Origin of the sequence: Pseudomonas fluorescens, assembly GCF_902497855.1 — a bacterium.
Taxonomy (GTDB): domain Bacteria; phylum Pseudomonadota; class Gammaproteobacteria; order Pseudomonadales; family Pseudomonadaceae; genus Aquipseudomonas; species Aquipseudomonas fluorescens_BI.
In genome coordinates this window covers 38,542-59,423 of the sequence record NZ_CABVHU010000013.1, presented here as the reverse complement: position 1 = coordinate 59,423, position 20,882 = coordinate 38,542, and the positions used below count along the sequence as shown (strand labels likewise).

The 20,882-nt window shown below is 59.3% G+C and carries 18 protein-coding genes; 5 read left to right on the top strand and 13 right to left on the bottom strand.

Features of this window, described 5'->3' with window-relative positions:
* Positions 1–18: 18 nt before the first annotated feature.
* From F8N96_RS24040 to F8N96_RS24015, 5 genes are all read right to left on the bottom strand, one after another.
* A complete protein-coding gene (locus F8N96_RS24040) occupies positions 19–1,248 on the bottom strand; it encodes a nucleoside recognition domain-containing protein (RefSeq protein WP_150799929.1) in 1,230 nt (409 codons plus the stop codon).
* A 224-nt stretch (positions 1,249–1,472) separates the two neighbouring features.
* The gene (gltP, locus tag F8N96_RS24030) at positions 1,473–2,804 is read right to left on the bottom strand and encodes a glutamate/aspartate:proton symporter GltP (RefSeq protein WP_150799927.1); all 1,332 of its coding nucleotides are present in this window, start codon (positions 2,802–2,804) and stop codon (positions 1,473–1,475) included.
* Between the two features lie 716 nt (positions 2,805–3,520).
* A complete protein-coding gene (locus F8N96_RS24025; RefSeq protein ID WP_150799926.1) occupies positions 3,521–3,985 on the bottom strand; it encodes an inhibitor of vertebrate lysozyme family protein in 465 nt (154 codons plus the stop codon).
* A gap of 2 nt (positions 3,986–3,987) precedes the next feature.
* Positions 3,988–4,152 (bottom strand): DUF1328 domain-containing protein, encoded by a 165-nt coding sequence (locus F8N96_RS24020; RefSeq protein ID WP_003177151.1) that lies wholly within the window; start codon positions 4,150–4,152, stop codon positions 3,988–3,990.
* A 97-nt stretch (positions 4,153–4,249) separates the two neighbouring features.
* Complete coding sequence (locus tag F8N96_RS24015; protein WP_150799925.1) at positions 4,250–4,537, bottom strand: hypothetical protein; 288 nt, start codon at positions 4,535–4,537, stop codon at positions 4,250–4,252.
* Positions 4,538–4,972: 435 nt separating this feature from the next.
* On the opposite strand from F8N96_RS24015, the gene algB reads away from it, so the two are divergent.
* On the top strand, positions 4,973–6,319 hold the full coding sequence (algB, locus tag F8N96_RS24010; protein ID WP_150799924.1) for a sigma-54-dependent response regulator transcription factor AlgB: 1,347 nt from the start codon (positions 4,973–4,975) through the stop codon (positions 6,317–6,319).
* 10 nt (positions 6,320–6,329) lie between these two features.
* A complete protein-coding gene (locus F8N96_RS24005) occupies positions 6,330–8,120 on the top strand; it encodes an ATP-binding protein (protein WP_150799923.1) in 1,791 nt (596 codons plus the stop codon).
* A 7-nt stretch (positions 8,121–8,127) separates the two neighbouring features.
* Here the strand turns inward: F8N96_RS24005 and F8N96_RS24000 are convergent, their stop codons facing one another.
* From F8N96_RS24000 to F8N96_RS23970, 7 genes are all read right to left on the bottom strand, one after another.
* A complete protein-coding gene (locus F8N96_RS24000; protein WP_150799922.1) occupies positions 8,128–9,741 on the bottom strand; it encodes an EAL domain-containing protein in 1,614 nt (537 codons plus the stop codon).
* Positions 9,742–9,816: 75 nt separating this feature from the next.
* Entirely contained in the window at positions 9,817–10,599 is a 783-nt protein-coding gene (locus tag F8N96_RS23995) for an N-acetylmuramoyl-L-alanine amidase (protein ID WP_150799921.1), read from the bottom strand.
* A gap of 102 nt (positions 10,600–10,701) precedes the next feature.
* Positions 10,702–12,729 (bottom strand): GGDEF domain-containing protein, encoded by a 2,028-nt coding sequence (locus F8N96_RS23990; protein ID WP_150799920.1) that lies wholly within the window; start codon positions 12,727–12,729, stop codon positions 10,702–10,704.
* Positions 12,726–13,604 carry an endonuclease/exonuclease/phosphatase family protein gene (locus tag F8N96_RS23985; RefSeq protein WP_150799919.1) on the bottom strand — a complete coding sequence of 293 codons (879 nt, stop codon included), beginning with the start codon at positions 13,602–13,604 and terminating at the stop codon, positions 12,726–12,728. Before F8N96_RS23985 ends, F8N96_RS23990 begins: the two co-directional genes overlap by 4 nt.
* Positions 13,605–13,618: 14 nt before the next feature.
* Positions 13,619–14,260, bottom strand: coding sequence for a thiol:disulfide interchange protein DsbA/DsbL (locus F8N96_RS23980; RefSeq protein WP_150799918.1), 642 nt, complete (start codon positions 14,258–14,260; stop codon positions 13,619–13,621).
* A 199-nt stretch (positions 14,261–14,459) separates the two neighbouring features.
* Positions 14,460–15,071, bottom strand: a complete 612-nt coding sequence (locus F8N96_RS23975) for a c-type cytochrome (protein WP_128874649.1) — start codon at positions 15,069–15,071, stop codon at positions 14,460–14,462.
* A gap of 46 nt (positions 15,072–15,117) precedes the next feature.
* Complete coding sequence (locus F8N96_RS23970) at positions 15,118–15,408, bottom strand: c-type cytochrome (protein ID WP_003196231.1); 291 nt, start codon at positions 15,406–15,408, stop codon at positions 15,118–15,120.
* 191 nt (positions 15,409–15,599) lie between these two features.
* Here F8N96_RS23970 and yihA point away from each other — a divergent pair, with 191 nt between their 5' ends.
* Positions 15,600–16,241 (top strand): ribosome biogenesis GTP-binding protein YihA/YsxC, encoded by a 642-nt coding sequence (gene yihA / locus F8N96_RS23965; RefSeq protein ID WP_064680584.1) that lies wholly within the window; start codon positions 15,600–15,602, stop codon positions 16,239–16,241.
* Positions 16,242–16,648: 407 nt separating this feature from the next.
* On the opposite strand, the gene polA is transcribed toward yihA, so the two are convergent.
* On the bottom strand, positions 16,649–19,417 hold the full coding sequence (gene polA / locus F8N96_RS23960) for a DNA polymerase I (RefSeq protein ID WP_150799917.1): 2,769 nt from the start codon (positions 19,415–19,417) through the stop codon (positions 16,649–16,651).
* A 74-nt stretch (positions 19,418–19,491) separates the two neighbouring features.
* Here polA and F8N96_RS23955 point away from each other — a divergent pair, with 74 nt between their 5' ends.
* Complete coding sequence (locus F8N96_RS23955; protein WP_150799916.1) at positions 19,492–19,782, top strand: DUF2782 domain-containing protein; 291 nt, start codon at positions 19,492–19,494, stop codon at positions 19,780–19,782.
* A gap of 59 nt (positions 19,783–19,841) precedes the next feature.
* Positions 19,842–20,792, top strand: a complete 951-nt coding sequence (locus tag F8N96_RS23950) for a homoserine kinase (protein WP_150799915.1) — start codon at positions 19,842–19,844, stop codon at positions 20,790–20,792.
* Positions 20,793–20,882 lie beyond the last annotated feature (90 nt).

Genomic DNA, 20,882 nt, shown 5'->3' with positions numbered 1-20,882 from the left:
GCGGTAAGGGGTTCGCGGTTAGCCGAAGAACCAGTAGCAAACCCCGATGGCACCCAGGACACCGGCCAGTTCCGCCAACAACGCACACCCCACCGCATGCCGCGCCCGCTGGATGCCCACTGCACCGAAGTACACCGCCAGCACATAGAATGTCGTTTCCGTGCTGCCTTGAATCGTCGCCGCGACCAGCGCCGGGAAGCTGTCCACCCCTGAGGTCTTCATGGTTTCGATCAGCATCGCCCGTGCCGCACTGCCCGAAAACGGTTTGACCATGGCGGTCGGCAAGGCATCGACGAAGCGTGTGTCCCAACCGGCCCACTCCACCAGATGCCGAATCGCGTCCAGACCAAAATCCAGCGCCCCGGAGGCTCGCAGCACGCCGACTGCACAGAGCATCGCCACCAGATACGGCAGCAGATTCTTCGCCACATCGAAACCTTCTTTGGCGCCTTCGATGAACGCCTCGTAGACCTTCACCTTGCGCAACGCGCCGATCACCAGGAACAGCATGATCAGCCCGAACAGCGTCAGGTTGCCGAGGATCGATGACAGGCCGGCCAGAGCGGTCGCCGAGAGCGTCGCCAGCAGCGCCATGAAGCCACCCAGTATCAGGGCGCCGGGAATCAGGTACGCGAGCACCACCGGGTCCCACAGGCGCAGGCGTTGCATGACCGCCACTGACAACAGACCTACCAGTGTCGAGCAACTGGTCGCCAGCAGGATCGGCAGGAATACCAGCGTCGGATCAGGCGCACCTTGCTGGGCGCGGTACATGAAGATCGTCACCGGCAACAGGGTCAGGGAAGAGGCGTTAAGCACCAGGAACAGGATCTGGGCATTGCTGGCGATGGTGGCGCTGGGGTTGAGCTCTTGCAGCGCCTTCATGGCCTTGAGGCCGATTGGCGTGGCGGCGTTGTCCAGGCCCAGGCCATTGGCGGCGAAGTTGAGCGTGATCAGGCCGATAGCGGGGTGGCCGGCCGGCACTTCCGGCATCAGGCGCAGGAACAATGGGCCCAGTGCCTTGGCCAGCCAATCGACGATCCCGGCTTTCTCGGCGATCCGCAGAAAGCCCAGCCAGAGGGTGAGGGTGCCGAACAGCAAGACCATGACCTCGACCGACAGTTTGGCCATGGCGAAAATGCTTTCCACCATCGCCGCGAAGATTCCGGCGTTGCCACCGATCAACCACTGCGCCAGCGCCGATACGGCTGCCACGACGAAGAAGCCGAGCCACAGGCCATTGAGCATCAGTTAAATCCCCCAAAGAATGCGGCGAATGATAACGGGGTAGCCAGAAACGACAAACCCCGGATTTCTCCGGGGTTTGTTTTGAGTCTGCGCGGTCAACTCCGTACTGTAGGAGCGAGCGGTGCGGCGATCCGACTTGCCCGCGAATGGGACGCCGCGGTGTATCAGGTACACCGCGTTATCGTTCTTCGCGGGCAAGCCACGCTCCTACAGGAGCAGATTGATCAGTTGTTGGAAATCTCGCCAGCCGGCAGCTTTTCCTTGCTGCGCCAGTGCGGCAGGGAGTTCCAGTAGCGCTGGCCCTTGGCGTCGTCGTACATGCCTTCCCAACGGGAGATGACCAATACGGCCAACGCGTTGCCGATCACGTTCAGTGCGGTACGGGCCATGTCCATGATGCGGTCGACACCGGCGATGAACGCCAGGCCTTCCAATGGAATGCCCACGCTGCCCAACGTTGCCAGCAGCACCACGAAGGACACGCCCGGCACGCCGGCGATGCCTTTGGAGGTCACCATCAACGTCAGCACCAGCAGCAATTGCTGGCTGATGGACAGGTCGATGCCATACAGCTGGGCAATGAAAATCGCCGCAATGCTCTGGTACAGGGTCGAGCCGTCGAGGTTGAACGAGTAACCGGTCGGTACCACGAAGCTGCAGATGGCTTTCGGTGCACCGTAGGCTTCCATCTTCTCGATGACACGTGGCAGCACGGTTTCGGAACTGGCGGTGGAGTAGGCCAGCACCAGCTCATCCTTGAAGATGCGCATCAGCTTGATCACCGAGAAACCGAACAGGCGAGCAATCAGGCCCAGCACCATGAAGGCGAAGAAGGCGATGGCGAAGTAAACCAGGAGCACCAGTTTGGCCAGCGGCAGCAGGGAGGCGAAGCCGAAGTTGGCCACGGTCACCGCAATCAGTGCGAAAACGCCGATCGGGGCGTAGTTCATGATCATGTGGGTGACTTTGAACATGCTTTCCGACACGCCCTGGAACAACTTCACCAGCGGGTCGCGCAAATCGGGTTTCAGGCTCGACAAGCCGAGGCCGAACAACACCGAGAAGAAGATGATCGGCAGCATCTCGCCACGGGCGATAGCCGCGAAGATGTTCGACGGGATCAGGTTGAGAATGGTTTCGATGAACGCGTGTTCATGCTGTACCTCGGCGGCCGTGGCCTGGTACTTGGAAATATCGACGGTACCCAGCGTGCTCATGTCGATGCCGGTACCCGGGTGGAACAGGTTGGCCAGGACCAGGCCGACGACGATGGCAATCGTGGTCACGATTTCAAAGTAGATGATGGTCTTCAGGCCGATGCTGCCGAGCTTCTTCGCATCGCCGACACCCGCGATACCGACGATCAACGAGGAAATCACGATCGGAATCACGATCATCTTGATCAGACGGATAAAGATATCGCCTGCCGGTTGCAGAACGTTACTGATCCACCAGGCCTTTTCGGCACTGAAATGGTTGAGCAGCGCACCGATTGCAATCCCCAATACCAGACCGATGAGGATCTGCCAGGCGAGGCTAAGCTTTGCCTTCTTCATATCTTTACCCTTACTTGCGTTTGACTCAGGCCGATGCAGCAACTGGAACGCTTGTGGCGAAAAAGTCTTGTGCATCTGCCCCCGTATAAGGCACCCCGGAGCGCTTGTTAGTGGCTCTCTGGCAGGCGAAAAAAGGCGCAACTATTCCGATGCAAGGAAGCGACGTCTAATGCCGTAAATGCCTACCCTATGCCGAATCGGCATGAGCTTTTTATAGTGAAACTCGCGTCCCAACCGGTTCGAATACGACATTTCGGCAGGCATAAGTGCCGTGAACCGGCCATCTCAGGGCCGGTTGACTGTTTTTTGATCAGTCAGGCGAGGGGTGTTTTTCAGGAAAATCCGACAATTTTCAGGGAAAATTAACCGCAAAAGGGGGCTGATATTTCTCGATGTACGGTCGTGCGTGGACCACCGGAAAAGGACTTTCCAAGCGGCGTGGCAATCTTTGGAGGGTGAAGCGACGAAATGGGGAGGATCGCTCTAATTCAACGCTTTGCACGTAGAAGCTCTTCGCAAGTCCGTCGAGCATCTGTGATCGGCGAACTTGCGTCGCAGCTTTTTGCCTGACCCGGCCCTCGCGCAGGCACCCCATGTACCCGTAGGTCACTCCGCCCCTGAAACAGGCAGAACATCCCGACCCCTTGGTCATGCGTCTACCGTTCTCGGGTAGCGCATTTGGAAAGAAGCCGTGTGGCTTCTTTCATACTTCAAAATCAGTACCAGTTTGGATCTTTCTTCAGCTGTTCCATCAGCAAATTCTGCATACCCTGATCTGGTTTTCCCAGAAAACGATAGGTGGCATGGCGCGTCGGCGACTTGTCAGCCGGCAATCCCGCAGGCACTTCAACCAGCATAGCGTAGGCATGATTTTTGTCGAAGCTGACGGCGACTATTAATCGATTATTCAGGCATGTGGCCTTCGATTCGCACAGCGGCCCCACCAGATACTTGTCGCCGTCTTCTTCAACGGCATTCATTTGTTCGGCATCTCCGGACAGGTTCATCACCCATTCCGGCAGGCGTTCTTCTTTCTTCACAACGCCTTGCCAGGTTTCACGGTATTGAGGGTCAGCGCTCAGCAGCTCGTTGGCCCGCGTCTGGCCATCATTGGCGGCCATGGCCATGGCACTACCGCCCAGGAGCAGGGCGGCTGCCAGTGTCTTGAAGGAAACGCTCATCTTTAGCCTCGACCGCGACGGCCAAAGAAGAACGAAGCAATGAACATCACCAGGAACACGACAAAGAGAATCTTGGCGATACCCGTGGCGGTGCCCGCGATACCACCGAAGCCCAGTACTGCAGCGATGATGGCAATGATCAAGAATGTGATTGCCCAGCTCAACATGGTGATTCTCCTTACGCTTCTATTTTAGAGGTGATGCTTGTGGTGCTTTTCCCGGCGCAGCCAGCACGCCAAGCTCTGTTGATTCAAGCTTTGTTGGTTAGAACACCCAACGTTCCAGACGGGGCATCTCATCCACAGGCTGTGCCTGGTCGACGTCCATCATTCGCATCGGGGCGAGGTCAGCCTGGTTGCTGCTGGCGGCGCTGAAGTGGGTCTGGACCGGATGCTGAATCGTCACGCGCGACGCTTCCTGGTGCGAGTTCTGCTCCCAACGCTGAAACTGCTGGCCGCCGATCAACGTGATCAACAGCGCAAGAACAGCAAACAGACCTTGCTGGATGTGCAGTGGCGAGATACGCATTTGGGCGGCACGTTGGCGACTCATCCTGAAGCTCCTCCCACACTGTGGTGATTTTGGTGAGGGCAACGGTTCGAATGCCCTGGTTAACTAAGACATTGCAGCCTGCATGCCAGCTTTTTGTTTGAAAAAAATCTAATAAAATCAAATGGTTATAGATGGTACGAAAATAGGATCGGACGCATCCTGCACGATGCTCCGCCAGCGGTCGTGCGTAATGCACGATCGATCGTCGGATGCCTGGAAGTTTTTTGAATTGCGAGGAGGGCGCGGATGTCACAAAGGGGATCGGTAATCCGCGTGCAGACCGGCTATCTGATAAAAAAACAACAAAATCAGGCGATTAGCCGTAGGGTGAGGAGAGAGCTACCCTGTTGTAGCCGGAATCGACCAGAATCAACCATGCAACTTGCCCGATTTTTCCGGGACTAACCAAGATCATTCATTAAGGAGCGTAGGAAAATGGAATCAGCCACTGAGCACCAAGGCCGCATTCTGCTGGTGGACGATGAATCCGCCATCCTGCGTACATTTCGCTATTGCCTTGAAGATGAAGGCTACAGCGTCGCGACCGCCAACAGCGCTGCACAGGCCGATGCCTTGTTGCAACGTCAGGTCTTCGACTTGTGCTTCCTCGATTTGCGCCTGGGTGAAGACAATGGTCTGGATGTGCTGGCGCAAATGCGCATCCAAGCGCCGTGGATGCGTGTGGTCATCGTCACCGCGCACTCGGCGGTCGACACTGCAGTGGACGCGATCCAGGCCGGTGCCGCCGATTACCTGGTCAAACCTTGCAGCCCCGACCAACTGCGCCTGGCCACCGCCAAGCAACTGGAAGTTCGACAGTTGTCGGCCCGCCTGGAAGCTCTGGAAGGTGAAGTGCGCAAGCCCAAGGATGGTCTGGACTCCCACAGCCCGGCGATGAAAGTGGTGCTCGAAACCGCCCGCCAGGTTGCCAGCACCGATGCCAACATTTTGATTCTTGGCGAGTCCGGTACCGGTAAAGGCGAGCTGTCCCAGGCCATACACGGCTGGAGCAAGCGTGCAAAGAAATCCTGCGTCACGATCAACTGCCCCTCCCTGACCGCCGAACTCATGGAAAGCGAGCTCTTCGGTCACAGCCGTGGTGCCTTCACGGGCGCCAGCGAAAGTACCTTGGGACGTGTCAATCAGGCCGATGGAGGAACGCTGTTTCTTGACGAGATCGGCGACTTTCCCCTTACATTGCAGCCAAAGTTGCTGCGTTTTATTCAAGACAAGGAATACGAGCGCGTCGGCGACCCGGTCACCCGCCGAGCCGATGTGCGAATTCTTGCCGCCACCAACCTCAATCTGGAGGACATGGTGCGCGACGGCCGTTTTCGTGAAGACCTCCTCTATCGCCTGAATGTGATCACCTTGCACCTGCCGCCTTTACGGGAGCGCAGAGAAGACATCCTCAACCTGGCCGATCGTTTTCTGGCTCGTTTCGTCAAGGAATACGCGCGTCCGGCCCGGGGTTTCAGCGATGCGGCTCGAGAAGCACTGCTCGGCTACCGTTGGCCTGGCAACATCCGCGAGCTGCGCAACGTCGTGGAGCGGGCGAGCATTATCTGTCCGCAGGAGCGGGTAGAAATCAGCCACCTGGGCATGGCCGAAACCCCGGCCAACAACGCGCCCCGCATCGGCGCCGCGTTGAGTCTGGATGAGTTGGAAAAGGCTCACATCGGCGCCGTTCTTGCCACCGCCGACACACTGGACCAAGCCGCCAAGACGTTGGGCATCGACGCCTCGACGCTGTACCGCAAGCGCAAGCAGTACAACCTGTGAGCCCCGCCCGATGAAACTGGCTATGAAGTTGCGAACTCGGCTGTTTCTGAGCATTTCCGCATTGATCACCGTCGCGCTGCTCGGGCTCTTGCTCGGGCTGGTCAGCGTGATGCAGATGGCGGGCACTCAGGAAGCGCTGATCCGAAACAACTTCGTCACCCTCGACCTGGGGCTTAAATTGCGCCAGACCCTTGGCGACCAGTTGATCATCATGCTCAGCGAGCAGCCGGATGCTGCTGCATTCGAGCAGTCCAGGCAGCATTACTATCGGTTGCTGGATGAAGGCATTGCCCTTGCCGATTCCGGCAACGACGTTCAATACGGTTTTGCACAGGCCAAGGCTGACTACCAGAGCTTCATGCAGGTGTACGACCAGACACCCGAGACGTCGCGCGTATGGAGGGGTGGCAGTGAACTCACCGAAAAATTCAATGCGCTGCGCAATGGCTTGATCGCCGAGCACAAGCGTGCGCTGGATTACATCAATGTCATCGAGCGCCAGGCTCGGGAGCGGGCGCTGCTGGTAGCCGGTCTGCTCGGGCTGGTGGGGTTGGCGGTGCTGATCATTGGCTTCGTGACCGCACACGCCATCGCCCGGCGTTTCGGCGCACCGATAGAGGCCTTGGCCCAGGCGGCGGATAATATCGGGCAAGGCAATTACGAAGTGACCCTGCCTATTTCTTCGGCAGAGGAAATGAACCAGCTGACCAAGCGCTTCGGGATCATGGCCGAGGCCCTGCGCGAGCATCAAGCGACCAATATCGACGAACTGCTCGCCGGTCAGCAGCGTTTGCAGGCGGTACTCGACAGCATCGACGACGGGTTGCTGATGATCGACCGTGAAGGGCATCTGGAACACCTCAACCCCGTGGCACAGCGTCAATTGGGTTGGGACACCGATCGACTCGGCCAGGGGCTGGGCAGCGCTCTGGAGCGCCCCGAGCTTGATGGACAACTGCAACTGGTACTGCGCGGCGGGACCCTGGAGCGGGCGCCGGAAGATTTGAGCATCGAGGTCGATGGTGAGTCGCGATTGTTGACCTATAGCCTGACCCCTGTCAGTCACACCCAGGGCCATATTCTCGGCGCCGTGATGGTGTTGCATGACGTCACCGAGCAGCGTGCATTTGAACGGGTACGCAGCGAGTTCGTGTTGCGCGCCTCCCATGAATTGCGCACACCGGTCACTGGCATGCACATGGCGTTCGGGCTGTTCCGCGAGCGCGCGCATTTCGCCCAGGACTCCCGCGAAGCCGATCTGCTGGACACCGTGAATGAAGAGATGCAGCGCTTGATGCAGTTGATCAACGACCTGCTCAACTTCTCCCGCTATCAGAACGGATTGCAGAAACTCACGCTGGCGCCGTGTTCCATCGATGATTTGCTGGAGCAGGCGCGTGAACGTTATGCCGGCGTGGCGGTGGAGAAGGGCATCAGCCTGTTGGTGGAAGTGCAGGGCCCATTGCCCTGGCTACAGGCCGATCAGCCTCAGCTGGACCGGGTGCTGGACAACCTGATAGACAACGCCTTGCGCCATACCGGTACCGACGGGCAGATACGTTTGCAGGCTCGGCGCCATGGGGAGCGGGTGATCATCAGCGTTGAAGACAACGGCGAAGGCATTGCCTACGGCCAGCAGGGACGGATCTTCGAACCCTTTGTGCAGGTCGGCCGTAAAAAGGGCGGTGCCGGGCTCGGCCTCGCGCTGTGCAAGGAAATCGTGCAGTTGCATGGCGGACGGATGGGCGTCTATTCGCGGCCGGGGCAGGGGACTCAGTTCTATATGGCGCTGGCGGTGTAAGCGGCTTTCACGCTTCGTCATCCAGACGCCTGCCTGCCAGCCGGCGGCCACGGGTAATCAGTTCAATGAACTGCACTGCACTCAACGCATGGGCGAACAACCAGCCCTGACCGTATTTCACGCCTTCGCTGCTCAGAAACTCCGCTTGCGCTTCATGTTCGATGCCTTCGGCAATCACTTTCAGATTCAGGGCCTGGGCCATATGAATGATGTGCGGTGCGACGCCACTGCTGGCGGCGTCGTGGCCCAGTGCATCGATAAAGGCCTTGTCGATTTTAAGGCAATCCACCGGCAGGGTTTGCAGGTAGGCGAGGCTGCAGTAGCCGGTGCCGAAATCGTCGATCAGCACCTGATGCCCGACATCGCGCAAGGCCTGCAGGTTTTCCCGGGCCACCACCACATCGATCAAGCCTCGCTCGGTGACCTCGAAGGCGATCTGCTTGGCTGCGACCCGATGCAACGTCAGCAAGCGCGCCATCACTTGGCCGATGCGCGGCACCATGACGTCGCAGGCTGCGAGGTTGACCGAGATGTACAACTGCGGATTGGCCCGCAACAAATGACCAAGCTGCTCAAGCAGGCGTTGCAGGACGAAGTCGGTCATCTGGCGAATCTGGCCGGTGTTTTCCGCCATCGGAATAAACAGGTCAGGGCTGGTCAGGGTGCCATCCGGTCTGCGCCAACGTAGCAAGGCCTCTGCCCCGACACAGTTGCGGCTGTCGAGATCGAAAATCGGTTGATACAAGACCTGCAACTCGCCTCGCCGAATGGCGCCAGTCAGTTCGGCATCCATCGACTGTCGCTGCTTGACCAACAGGAACACCAGAAAACCCACGCAGATGCCCAGTGCCAGGCTGGCGGGCAACAGCCACCACCAGACCGCAGGCACATGCATGCCGGTACGCGGGGTAATAAGTACAAGCTGGTATTCCGGATTGTTGGTGGGCATACGGTAAATCAAGCGTCTTTGCGTGACTTGCAGCGCATCGGGACTTTTCGGGGGCCAGGGTTCGGTCGGGGGCCAGGCCTGCGACACACCCAGTACCGGAATCGCCCGCGTGCCGTGGTCGAGTACCACCAGCAGGCTGCTCCCGGGCGACAGGTCGACCATATCGGTCAAATGCCCGCGAGAGGTCGCGACGCGGAAATTACCGCGCCCGAGCATCAGCGCAGCACGGTTTTCATCAGGTTCGGTGGTGGTGTTCAGCCAATAGCTATAGGTGGGGCCCTGGATATCCGGCGGCCGTATCAGCGACAGCCCTTCCTGGCGGGGGCGGTTGGAGCAGATTCGCGAATCGTCCCTGTAAGCCGCTTCGTAAACGAAACGGTAATTGAAACTGACTTGCTGCAAGGTCGCGATCATTTCGTCATCGCAGCCCCGCAGCGGCTGCGCTTCGAGGTCGTCGAGGCTTTCACGCAATTGGCCGAAAAGCTGCTCCAGACGGGCCAGGAAGCGTTCGCCCTGGGCGTTCATCTCCTCGCTTTCGCTCTGCTCGACCTGATGCATGGCCACAAACAGGCTGCCCGTCATTAACAGGGTTGCGCTCAAGGCAGCAGCAAGCATCGCCAAAAACCAGGGGCGATAAAACCAACTACGTAATGTCTCTCTAGCAGCAGGCATTGGGTATATCCGAAGAATTACCAATGAGTTATAGCTGCTGATTGAGAAAAAGCCCTTACCGTCGGGCGGGCGTCATTATTTTGTCTGATTCAAAACTTGTAGAAGGGCCGCGGTTTGCGCATCCGGGATGCCGTCGAAGCGGGTCGGTCGGAAATGCATCTGGAAGGCCGCAATCACATGGCGCGTGGCAACATCCAGTTCGCCTGTTTGCGGCGTGGAGTAACCCAGGCGGGCCAGCTGCGCCTGATACCAGCCGATGCTCGGCAACTGGACGTCGAACTGCACTTGCTGGCGCGCCACGGCCTGCTCGTTCGGCCAGACGCCCAAACCTTCGGCTGCCAGGCGTTTCCAGGGGAACAGCGGTCCCGGATCCAGCTTGCGCAACGGTGCTATGTCGCTATGACCGATGATGTTGCGCGGGCTGATGGCGTAGCGCTTGCCGATGTCCTTGAGCAGCACAATCAGGGACTGGACCTGGGCTTCGCTGTAGGGGTACCAGAGACGCTCCCCGGTCGGGGTGTCCTTGAAGCCGGGATTGACGATTTCAATGCCGAGGGAACTGGAGTTCAACCAGGTTCGGCCTTGCCACTCGCTCTCGCCGGCATGCCATGCCCGCATGTTTTCATCCATCAGCTTATAGATAGTGGCTTTTTTGTCGTCGCCGATCAGGTAATGACTGCTCACTTCGCCATGGGTCAGCAGCTGCAACGAACGCTCCTGCGAAGCGGAGGTGTAATGCAGCACGACGAATTGAATGCGGCTGTCGTGGTTGACTGAGATATGACTGGTGTCGTACCGGGGGCCGCTGGCGCAACCGGCCAGTAGAGCCAACGAGGCGAAGAGAGCAAGAAATTTCATGGCGGGAGGCAGTACGCGCAAGACAATAATGCAACAGTGTAACGTACTGCTTTGCATGGAGACGGACGGCGCGGTGATTTAAACAAATTGGAACAATTGTCCCTAGCCAATTTGCACCTGATTTCGACCGGCGTGTTTCGCCCTGTATAGCGCTTGATCGGCTCTTTTTAATACCAGATCGCTATGTTCGCCCGCTTTGAATGTGCTCAGCCCAATGGAAAGGGTGATGGTCACCGGCTCACCCTTGAAGTGGAAAGGGCAGGCTTCGATAAAGCTTCGCAGTTTTTCTAGCAATTTGGCGCCGGCCACCGCTTCTGTGGCGGGCATCAGCAGTACAAACTCCTCTCCGCCGAAACGGGCAATGAAATCTGTTCCGCGAAGGCGCTTGCGCAGCACACCGGCGATAATTTTCAGCACTTTGTCACCCGCCAGGTGGCCGTAGTTATCGTTGATGCGTTTGAAATGGTCGAGGTCAAGCATTGCCAGCAACAACGTATTGCCCTGTTGCTGCCATTGGCTGATCTCATGGTCCAGCCGTTCGCTCCAGGCCGCCCGGTTGGGCAGGCCGGTCAGCGGGTCGATCAAGGCTTTCTGGCGCTGCTCTTCGAGGTGTTCGCGAAAACCCAGGGCTTCCTGCTCCATGTGGGCAACCCGTTCGGCCAGGCTGTGCAGGCGACCTGCCATCTCTTGCTCACGCTCGTCGCGCTGCTGGCGGTGCTGTTCCATGGTATCGAGCAGGCCTTCGAGATGGTTTTCCAGGACGTGCTTGAGATCGCCCAGGTCGGCCGCTTCGTGCATGCTGCTCTGCAAGCCATCGACCTGTTCGCGGATCTGCGTATCCATTGCCTGTGCGGCAAAACGGCTGTCGGCGTGGCCGGCGCTGGCGGCTTGCAGATTGCTCTGGAACGACTCCAGGCGCTCGTTGAGGCGCTGCAGGTAGGTGTCGAATTCGTGTTGGCCGCTGTCGGAAATCGCCAACATCAAGCTCGCCAGATCGTCGAGGATCGGTAGCAGCTCGTACCAGTTCAAGCCATTTTTCAGACGCTCACGCATTGATTCGGCTTGCGGGCGGTGTCGCTCGGGCAGCGTCAGGTCGTCGAGCAACCCCAGCAGCGTGTCTTCGATGTGTCTGGCCACCGAGCTGTAGGATGGCTCCGGGGAGTCGGGCAGAGCGTAGAGCAAGTCGTGCTCGGACAGGTGTGGATCGACAATGGCCAGGGCTGAAGGCAGTGGTGGGGGATCGGGCAGTTGTAGGGTAGTCGGTTCGTGGGGAGTGTTGGCTGGTTCAGTCACAATGGATGGAGCGACCATGTGGTGGGTAACCGCCACATCGGGTTGTTCAGCATCCCCTTGAATGTGTAGCTCGCCTTCTTGCTGCGGCGCAATGATCGTCGGGACAGGGGCCGCCAGAGTGGCGGGCTCCACCGTATTGGCTGATGCCTGGACCTTTTGCGGTTCGATCACGGCCACGGGGGCGACGGCAGAGGCGAGACCGACAGCAGCGGTGGCGAACCGTGTCGCGGCGATCGGCGCCGGGACGGCTTCGGCATGCTGCAGGGTGGATGCCTGCGCTGAGAGAACGATCACGGGCGCTGCTTCATCGGCCTCACGGTGACCGAACAGCCGTTGCAACAGGCCGGGGCGATCGGGTTCTGCCGGGGTTTCAAGCTGATTCAGGGCTTTGCCTTGCAGGCTACTCAGTTCGCTGAGCAGCAACGGAATTTCGCGCGCCTGACTGACGCGTGCATCCAACCGCCTGGCGAAAGTCTTGAGGGGGCGGCTGACTTCCCGGGGCAGCGGCAATGTTTGCAGTTGCGCAACCAGTGCGGTCAGTGCGGCACCGGTCTGATTGACTCGGGTTTCGCGGCGTTGTTCAGAGTCGAGCACGGCTTTTTCCAGCCGAGGCAGCAGGGCAGCCAGGCCGGCGTCCATGTCATTGGTGCGGATGACGTCGCGCATTTCCTTCATGCACTCGTCAACCGCGCGGTCGGTGCCCTCGGCCGCCAACGTGCTGCGCACCAGCCCACGGCGCAACAAGTCGAGCCGGGCGTCCCATCGGCGGTCGAGCTTTTCCTGGTGTTCGATGCTTTTGAGGTATTTTTCTTTCCAGCGCTGTGTTTCGTCGCTCATTCATGGGGTCCGCGATGGGCAGGACTCAGCGCGGGCAATGCATCGGCCGTGAGCGAACCCGGCAGACGAATCTCTACCGCGACCGGCAGGTGATCGGAAATGGGTTGTGCCAGCACCTCGACCTTTTCCAGGGTCAGGGTCGGGCTCAGCAGAATATGGTCCAGGCAGCGTTGCGGGCGCCAGCTGGGGAAGGTCGCTTCCAGTTGCGGTGCGAGCAGGCCGAGGTCGCGCAATGGCGAGTTTTGCAGCAGGTCACTGGCATGGGTATTCATGTCGCCCATCAGCACCTGGTGTTTAAAACCCCCGATCAGCTCGCGAATGTAAGCCAGCTGCATGGTGCGGGCGCGGGCACCCAGTGCCAGGTGCATCATGACCACCACCAGCGCTTCCGGACCCTCGCCGAAACGGACCAGGATTGCTCCGCGACCCTTGGGTCCCGGCAGCGGATGATCTTCAATCGCCCACGGGCGCAGGCGGCTGAGCACGCCATTGCTGTGCTGGCCGAGGCGACCGAGGTTGCGGTTGAGTTGTTGATACCAGTAAGGGAACGCACCGAGCTGAGCCAGGTGTTCGACCTGGTTGACGTAGCCGGATCGCAGGCTGCCGCCATCGACTTCCTGCAGGGCGACCAGATCGAAGTCGCCCAGCAGATTGCCGATTTTTTGCAGATTGTCGGCACGCCCGGTGTGCGGCAACAGATGTTGCCAGCCTCGGGTCAGATAGTGCCGATACCGCTCGGTACTGATGCCGACCTGGATATTGAAACTGAGCAAGCGCAGGCGGCTGTCTGCGGGCAGCCCCGTCGATTCCAGGTGATGCTCGTTGACCCGCGGATCATGCAGGCCAACGACGCGTTCAGTACCCCAGCGGCGCATGGCAGGCCCCGCGCTTAGTTGGCGGCAGCCTTGTTAGCCGCTCGCTCTTTGTCGATCAGCTTGTCGGCCAGTTGCAATGCCTGCTCGGCACCGCCGGCAGAGCCTACGTCGAAGCGATACTTGCCGTTGACGATCATGGTCGGAACGCCGGTGATTTCATATTTTTTGGCCAGGTCAGTGGCCTTGACGATCTGGCCCTTGATCGCGAACGAGTCGAAGGTGGCCAGGAACTTGTCTTTGTCTACGCCCTGGGTGGCCAGGAAGTCTGCCATTTCATCCTTGTCGACCAGCTTCTTGTGCTCTTTCTGAATGGCGTTGAACACCGCAGCGTGAACCTTTTCTTCGACGCCCATGGCTTCAAGGGTCAGGAACAGCTGGCCGTGTGCGTTCCACGGGCCACCGAACATGGCTGGAATGCGCACGAAGTTCACATCGGAAGGCAATTTCTCAACCCAGGGATTGATCACCGGCTCAAATGCGTAGCAATGCGGGCAGCCATACCAGAACAGTTCCACCACTTCGATCTTGCCAGGCACGGCGACTGGAACCGGGTTGCTCAGTTCTACATAAGGGGCGGCGGGTGCTTCGGCGGCTTGGGCAGTCATGCCGAACAGGCTGGCAGCGACGAATGCGGCGCTGATGATCAGATTACGCATGCTTTACTCCTGGACAAATGGGGTCGCCTCGCGCGACCTGTTTTCAGACAGATCCTGGCGGGCTTGAGTTCTGTAGTGTAACGGCAGCGGCCACAAAAAAGGGCGGCCAAGGCCACCCTTTTTATGCTTGCATCGACAGATTAATCGAGCGTTAACATTGCAAGAGATGTACATCCCTCGCAACGTCCCCTCGGCGGTCTCAGTGCAGGCCTTGAATGTAACTGGAGACTGCTGCGATATCTTCGTCGCTCAGCTTTTTGGCGATGCTTTGCATCGGTTTGGTATCGCCATCGTTGGCCCGGCCGCCTTCTTCCTTGCGGAAATCGGTCAGTTGCTTGGCAATGTATTGCGCATGTTGACCGCCCAGGTGAGGGAAGCCGGCCGCTGCGTTGCCCTTGCCGTCTGGCGAGTGGCAGCCGGTGCAGGAGGGCAGGCCCTTGGCCAGATCGCCGCCGCGGAACAAGGCTTCACCGCGAGACACGACTTTCGGGTCGGCGGCGCCAACGCTGCCTTTCTGGCTGGCGAAGTAGGCGGAGATATCGGCCAGGTCCTGATCGCTCAGGTTGGTCAGCAGGCCGGTCATTTCCAGTACCGTGCGTTTGCCGGACTTGATGTCGTGCAACTGCTTGTTCAGATAACGTTCGCCCTGGCCCGCCAGTTTCGGAAAGTTAGGCGCCATGCTGTTGCCATCCGGGCCATGACAGGCGCCACATACTGCGGCTTTCGCCTGACCAGCAGTTGCATCACCTGCAGCATGGGCTACGCCGGAGATCCCCACGGTCAACAGCAGACTCACGATCAATTTGTTCATCAGCTAATCCAACTACGGCTAAGGGTTAAAGAGTTATGGACCGGAATCACTCGCTCATCCACTGGATGATGGCTCGGTAATCCTCGGCACTGCAGTCCATGCACAAACCACGCGGCGGCATCGCCTTGAAACCCTGGGTCACGTGTTGCACCAGCGTCTCCATACCTTTCGCCAACCTCGGCGTCCAAGCTTCCTGATCGCCCTTTCTGGGCGCCATGGGTAGTTGGCCGGAATGACAGGCACCACAAACACGGTTGTACACAGCTTCCGGATCCTGTGTAGCCTGAGCGCTGTAAAGCGGCATCAAGACACCGGCAGCTAGCAGCCATTTCGTCATAAAACGACCTTTTCAGGGTTGAGAGCGTTCTGCGTTCTAATGCGCAATCAAGGTCAATCGCTCTCGTGAACTTCATCCTACGCTGGGACAAAGCGCACACAAAATCTGCGGCATTATATACTGGCGTCACTGAAACGGAAACGACACCGCTTGCCGCGTCCATTCCCGGCGCCGCCCACATCGGAAATCCCATGCAATTCAAGAACCCCATCCTCGGCCTGTGCCAACAGTCCACCTTCATGCTCAGCGCTGCCAAAGTCGATCAATGTCCCGACGACGAAGGCTTTGAAGTGGCCTTCGCCGGGCGTTCCAACGCCGGCAAGTCCAGCGCGCTGAACACCCTGACGCACGCCAGCCTGGCGCGAACCTCGAAAACCCCGGGGCGCACGCAGCTGTTGAACTTCTTCAAGCTAGACGATGAACGCCGTCTGGTCGACCTGCCGGGTTACGGTTACGCAAAAGTACCGATCCCATTGAAGATGCACTGGCAGCGTCACCTGGAAGCCTATCTGGGCGGCCGCGAAAGTTTGAAGGGTCTGATTCTGATGATGGATATCCGTCATCCAATGACCGATTTCGACCTTCTGATGCTTGACTGGGCCGTCGCCGCCGGCATGCCGATGCACATTCTGCTGACCAAAGCGGACAAGCTGACCTATGGCGCGGCGAAAAACACGCTGCTCAAGGTCCAGGCGGAAATCCGTAAAGGCTGGGGCGATGCCGTGACGATTCAGTTGTTTTCCGCACCGAAACGCATGGGCCTGGAAGACGCCTACACTGTGTTGGCAGGCTGGATGGAACTGGCGGACAAGGGCGCCGAGGTTGCCGAGTAAGGTCGACAGGTCAAATCGCGGGCAAAAAAAACCCCGGACTTCTATGGGGAGGGGGAAGTTCCGGGGTTCAAGCTCCGGACCGTTAGGGCGGGGTCCAGATATCTGCCAACACTTAACACAACATAGGAGCATCGAAGGGCTTCACCAGCCATTCAGTAACTCTGAGTGGCATTTCACGGGTTTAGTTCCTGAAGGGATAAAAAACCATTGGAAATAAGCCCGCGCATTTTCCGGACTATGGTGCCCCTGTAGGAGCCGGCTTGCTGGCGAAGGCGTTTTCACTGGCGCTGCAAGACTCGAGGCCGCCTTCGCTGCGGTGCGGCGATCCGACAAGCCAGCTCCTACAGAACGCAGCGATCTTGAGACCATCGCGAGCAAGCTTGCTCCTACAGACAGAATGCGGCGCTCTAGTGCGCCTCATCCCAGTTATTGCCTACCCCAACCTCGACCAGCAGCGGCACGTCCAGCTGCGCGGCTGCGCTCATGTGCACGCGAATTTCCTCACTAACCTTATCAATCAGGTCTTCGCGCACTTCAAGCACCAATTCATCGTGCACCTGCAGGATGACTTTGGCGTCGAGGCCTGACGAGGTCAGCCAGTTATCCACGGCGACCATGGCCTTCTTGATGATGTCCGCTGCGGTGCCTTGCATCGGCGCGTTGATCGCCGTGCGCTCGGCACCTTTGCGCAGGGCCGGGTTTTTCGCGTTGATTTCCGGCAGATACAGCCGACGACCGAAGATGGTTTCGACGAAACCTTGCTCGGCGGCCTGGGCGCGGGTGCGCTCCATGTACTCCAGCACGCCGGGATAACGGGTGAAGTAGCGATCGATATAAGCCTGGGATTGCTTGCGATCGACGCCTATCTGCTTGGCCAGGCCAAAGGCGCTCATGCCGTAGATCAAACCGAAATTGATCGCCTTGGCGCTACGCCGCTGGTCGGTGGTGACCGCGTCCAGCTCGACCCCGAAGACCTCCGCCGCCGTGGCCTTGTGCACGTCCAGGTCGTTGCGGAAGGCGTACAGCAAGCCTTCGTCCTTGGCCAGGTGAGCCATGATCCGCAGTTCGATTTGCGAATAGTCCGCGGCCAGCAGTTTGTAGCCTTTTGGCGCGACGAATGCCTGACGAATCCGCCGGCCTTCGGCGGTACGGATCGGAATGTTCTGCAGGTTCGGATCGATCGACGACAAGCGTCCGGTGGCGGCAACGGCTTGCTGATAAGACGTATGGATGCGGCCGGTGCGAGCGTTGATCTGCTCCGGCAAACGGTCGGTATAGGTGCTTTTGAGTTTACTCAGCGAGCGGTACTGCATCAGCACCTTGGGCAGCGGGTAGTCCTGTTCGGCCAACTCGGCCAACACCGCTTCGGCCGTCGAGGCCTGGCCCTTGGCGGTTTTACTGAGAACGGGCAAGCCGAGCTTTTCGTAAAGGATCACCCCCAGCTGTTTCGGCGAGCCGAGGTTGAATTCTTCACCGGCGATGGCAAAGGCTTCCCGCTCCAGGGCGACCAGTTTCTCGCCCAACTCGACGCTCTGGATGCCCAGCAGGTTGGCGTCCACGAGCGCGCCCTGGCGTTCGATACGGGCCAGTACCGGCATCAGCGGCATTTCAATCTCGTTCAGCACTTTGCCCAGGCTTGGCGTGGCGGCCAGTTTTTCCTGCAAGGCCAGGTGCAGGCGGAAGGTGACATCGGCGTCTTCGGCGGCATAGGGGCCCGCCAGCTCGAGGGAGATCTGGTCAAAGGTCAGCTGCTTGACGCCTTTGCCCGCGATCTCGTGAATGTCGGTCTTGCTTTGGCCCAGGTACTTGAGCGCCAGGCTGTCCATGTCGTGACGGGTGGCCGTCGAGTCGAGTACGTAAGACTCGAGCATGGTGTCGTAGGCAATACCCTGAACGATAATCCCGTTGCTCTGATCGCCACCGATGGCGCAATTGGCGAGGATGTTGGTTTCGAACTTGGCGTGCTGGCCGACTTTCAATTTATTCGGGTTTTCCAGCAGCGGCTTCAGCGCCAGCAGCACCGTGTCGCGATCCAGTTGTTCCGGCACGCCCATGTAGGAATGGGTCAGCGGGATGTAGGCCGCTTCGTTGGCCGCGACGGAAAACGACAGGCCCACCAGTTGCGAGTGTTGGGCATCGTTGCCATTGGTCTCGGTGACAAAAGCGATCAGCGGTGCCTTGGCGAGCTTGTCCAGCCAGGCCTCGAAGCGCTTCTGGTCGAGGATGGTCTCGTACTTCGCTTCGACGGCGCCCGGTTGCTCGTCGACGACCTCGACAATGTCCTGCCCCGAACGTTTGGCGTCGCGCTGGTTCTCTTCGAACCAACTCTTGAATTCCAGCAGGGTGTAGAGCTCGGCGAGCTTGTCGTGGTCCGGCTTGCCCATTTGCAAGTCGTCCAGGCCGACATCCAGCGGTACATCGATCTTGATCGTCGCCAGCCGGTAGGAGAGAAACGCCATCTCCTTGTGCTCTTCGAGCTTGGCCGGCAGGGTCTTGGCCCCGCGTATCGGCAGGGTCGGCACGATATCGAGCTGCGCGTAGAGCTCGGTCAGGCCGCCATTCACGCCCACCAACAGGCCGGAAGCGGTCTTCGGACCGATGCCCGGAACGCCCGGAATGTTGTCGGACGAATCACCCATCAGCGCCAGATAATCGATGATCTGCTCGGGAGCGACGCCGAATTTCTCCTTCACGCCCTCCACATCCAGCGCGCTACCGGTCATGGTGTTGACCAAGGTAATGTGCCCGTCGACCAGTTGCGCCATGTCCTTGTCACCGGTGGAGATCACTACCGGGCGGTCGGCCGCGGCGCTGCTGCGGGCCAGGGTGCCGATTACGTCGTCCGCTTCGACGTTGTCCACGCACAACAACGGGAAGCCCAGGGCCTTGACGCTGGCGTGCAATGGCTCGATCTGGACGCGCATGTCATCGGGCATGCTCGGACGGTTGGCTTTGTATTCGGCGAACATTTCGTCGCGGAATGTCCCGCCCTTAGCGTCGAACACCACGGCGAACGGGCTGTCCGGGTACTGCTTGCGCAGGCTCTTGAGCATGTTCAACACGCCTTTGACCGCACCGGTCGGCAGGCCTTTGGACGTGGTGAGCGGTGGCAGGGCGTGAAACGCGCGATACAGGTAAGAAGAACCGTCCACCAGGACGAGGGGGGCTTGGCTCATGAGCAGGATCAACCTTTTCGGCGGGTCCGGCGCTAGAATAGCGGGACCGTTGACGACAAAGGGACAAGGTTATCATGCGCACACTAAATCGCTTGCTGTTGGCTGGCTTGTTTGCAACCGTTCCGTTCGCCGTCATGGCGGCAGATGATGCGCCGACTCCAGAGCCTGAAGTCACTATCCGCACGGAAGGGGATAAAACCATCCAGGAGTACCGCCAAAACGGTTTCCTGTACGCGATCAAGGTTACGCCGAAGGGCGCTCCGCCGTATTTTCTGGTGCGCGCGGACGGGACAGATGCAAACTTCATCCGCTCGGATCAGCCCGATATGCTGATTCCGTCGTGGAAGATCTTCGAGTGGAAATAGATTCCTAATTTCAATCGGCGCTGGCTCAAGTGGCAGCGCCCGTACTGGCAGTTTTAACCATGTCTGTGTTCACCCCGCTGGCTCGGCCCGAGCTGGAAACCTTTCTCGCCCCATACGGGCTCGGCCGCCTGCTTGATTTCCAGGGGATTGCCGCCGGTAGCGAAAACACCAATTTCTTTATCAGCCTGGAGCAGGGCGAATTTGTCCTGACCCTGGTGGAGCGCGGCCCGGTTCAGGAAATGCCGTTTTTCATCGAGCTGCTCGATGTACTGCACGACGCCGACCTGCCCGTGCCCTATGCCCTGCGCACTACGGATGGCGTCGCCTTGCGCGAGCTGGCCGGCAAACCGGCGCTGCTGCAACCGCGTCTGGCCGGCAAGCATATCAAGGAGGCCAACGCCCAGCATTGTGCTCAGGTCGGCGAGCTGCTGGCTCATCTGCACCTGGCGACCCAGGCCAACATGATCAAGCGCAAGACCGATCGCGGCCTGGACTGGATGCAGGAGGAGGGCACGCAGTTGCTGTCGCATCTGAATGCCGGGCAGAGCGATCTGTTGCAGCGGGCGCTGGACGAAATCACCCGGCAGAAGACGAAAATTCTGGCCCTGCCGCGCGCCAACATCCACGCCGACCTGTTCCGCGACAACGCGATGTTCGAAGGCACGCACCTGACCGGGTTGATCGACTTCTACAACGCCTGCTCGGGGCCGATGCTCTACGACGTGGCGATTGCCTTGAATGACTGGTGTTCGGACGAGGACGGGAAGATCGACGGGCCGCGGGCGCGGGCGTTGCTGGGCGCTTATGCTGCGTTGCGGCCATTCACCGCTGCAGAAGCCGAGCTGTGGCCGACCATGCTGCGGGTGGCCTGTGTGCGGTTCTGGTTGTCGCGGTTGATCGCGGCCGAGTCGTTTGCCGGGCAGGATGTGTTGATTCACGATCCGGTGGAGTTTGAGCAGCGGTTGGCGCAGCGGCAGAAGGTCAGCACACCGCTACCTTTCGCCCTCTAAAAGCTTCGCGGGCAAGTCGGATCGCCGCACCGCTCGCTCCTACAGGATTTGTGCCGTTCATAATATAGGTGAACTCCACAAATCCTGTAG

Coding starts and splice junctions, on each gene's coding strand:
- F8N96_RS23970 (WP_003196231.1), bottom strand. CDS start 15,408: ATGACGAAATGGCTGCTAGCTGCCGGTGTCTTGATGCCGCTTTACAGC.
- F8N96_RS24000 (WP_150799922.1), bottom strand. CDS start 9,741: ATGCCTGCTGCTAGAGAGACATTACGTAGTTGGTTTTATCGCCCCTGG.
- F8N96_RS23975 (WP_128874649.1), bottom strand. CDS start 15,071: ATGAACAAATTGATCGTGAGTCTGCTGTTGACCGTGGGGATCTCCGGC.
- F8N96_RS23980 (WP_150799918.1), bottom strand. CDS start 14,260: ATGCGTAATCTGATCATCAGCGCCGCATTCGTCGCTGCCAGCCTGTTC.
- F8N96_RS24015 (WP_150799925.1), bottom strand. CDS start 4,537: ATGAGTCGCCAACGTGCCGCCCAAATGCGTATCTCGCCACTGCACATC.
- F8N96_RS24040 (WP_150799929.1), bottom strand. CDS start 1,248: ATGCTCAATGGCCTGTGGCTCGGCTTCTTCGTCGTGGCAGCCGTATCG.
- F8N96_RS23995 (WP_150799921.1), bottom strand. CDS start 10,599: ATGAAATTTCTTGCTCTCTTCGCCTCGTTGGCTCTACTGGCCGGTTGC.
- yihA (WP_064680584.1), top strand. CDS start 15,600: ATGCAATTCAAGAACCCCATCCTCGGCCTGTGCCAACAGTCCACCTTC.
- algB (WP_150799924.1), top strand. CDS start 4,973: ATGGAATCAGCCACTGAGCACCAAGGCCGCATTCTGCTGGTGGACGAT.
- F8N96_RS23955 (WP_150799916.1), top strand. CDS start 19,492: ATGCGCACACTAAATCGCTTGCTGTTGGCTGGCTTGTTTGCAACCGTT.
- F8N96_RS24020 (WP_003177151.1), bottom strand. CDS start 4,152: ATGTTGAGCTGGGCAATCACATTCTTGATCATTGCCATCATCGCTGCA.
- F8N96_RS23950 (WP_150799915.1), top strand. CDS start 19,842: ATGTCTGTGTTCACCCCGCTGGCTCGGCCCGAGCTGGAAACCTTTCTC.
- gltP (WP_150799927.1), bottom strand. CDS start 2,804: ATGAAGAAGGCAAAGCTTAGCCTCGCCTGGCAGATCCTCATCGGTCTG.
- F8N96_RS23985 (WP_150799919.1), bottom strand. CDS start 13,604: ATGCGCCGCTGGGGTACTGAACGCGTCGTTGGCCTGCATGATCCGCGG.
- F8N96_RS24005 (WP_150799923.1), top strand. CDS start 6,330: ATGAAACTGGCTATGAAGTTGCGAACTCGGCTGTTTCTGAGCATTTCC.
- polA (WP_150799917.1), bottom strand. CDS start 19,417: ATGAGCCAAGCCCCCCTCGTCCTGGTGGACGGTTCTTCTTACCTGTAT.
- F8N96_RS23990 (WP_150799920.1), bottom strand. CDS start 12,729: ATGAGCGACGAAACACAGCGCTGGAAAGAAAAATACCTCAAAAGCATC.
- F8N96_RS24025 (WP_150799926.1), bottom strand. CDS start 3,985: ATGAGCGTTTCCTTCAAGACACTGGCAGCCGCCCTGCTCCTGGGCGGT.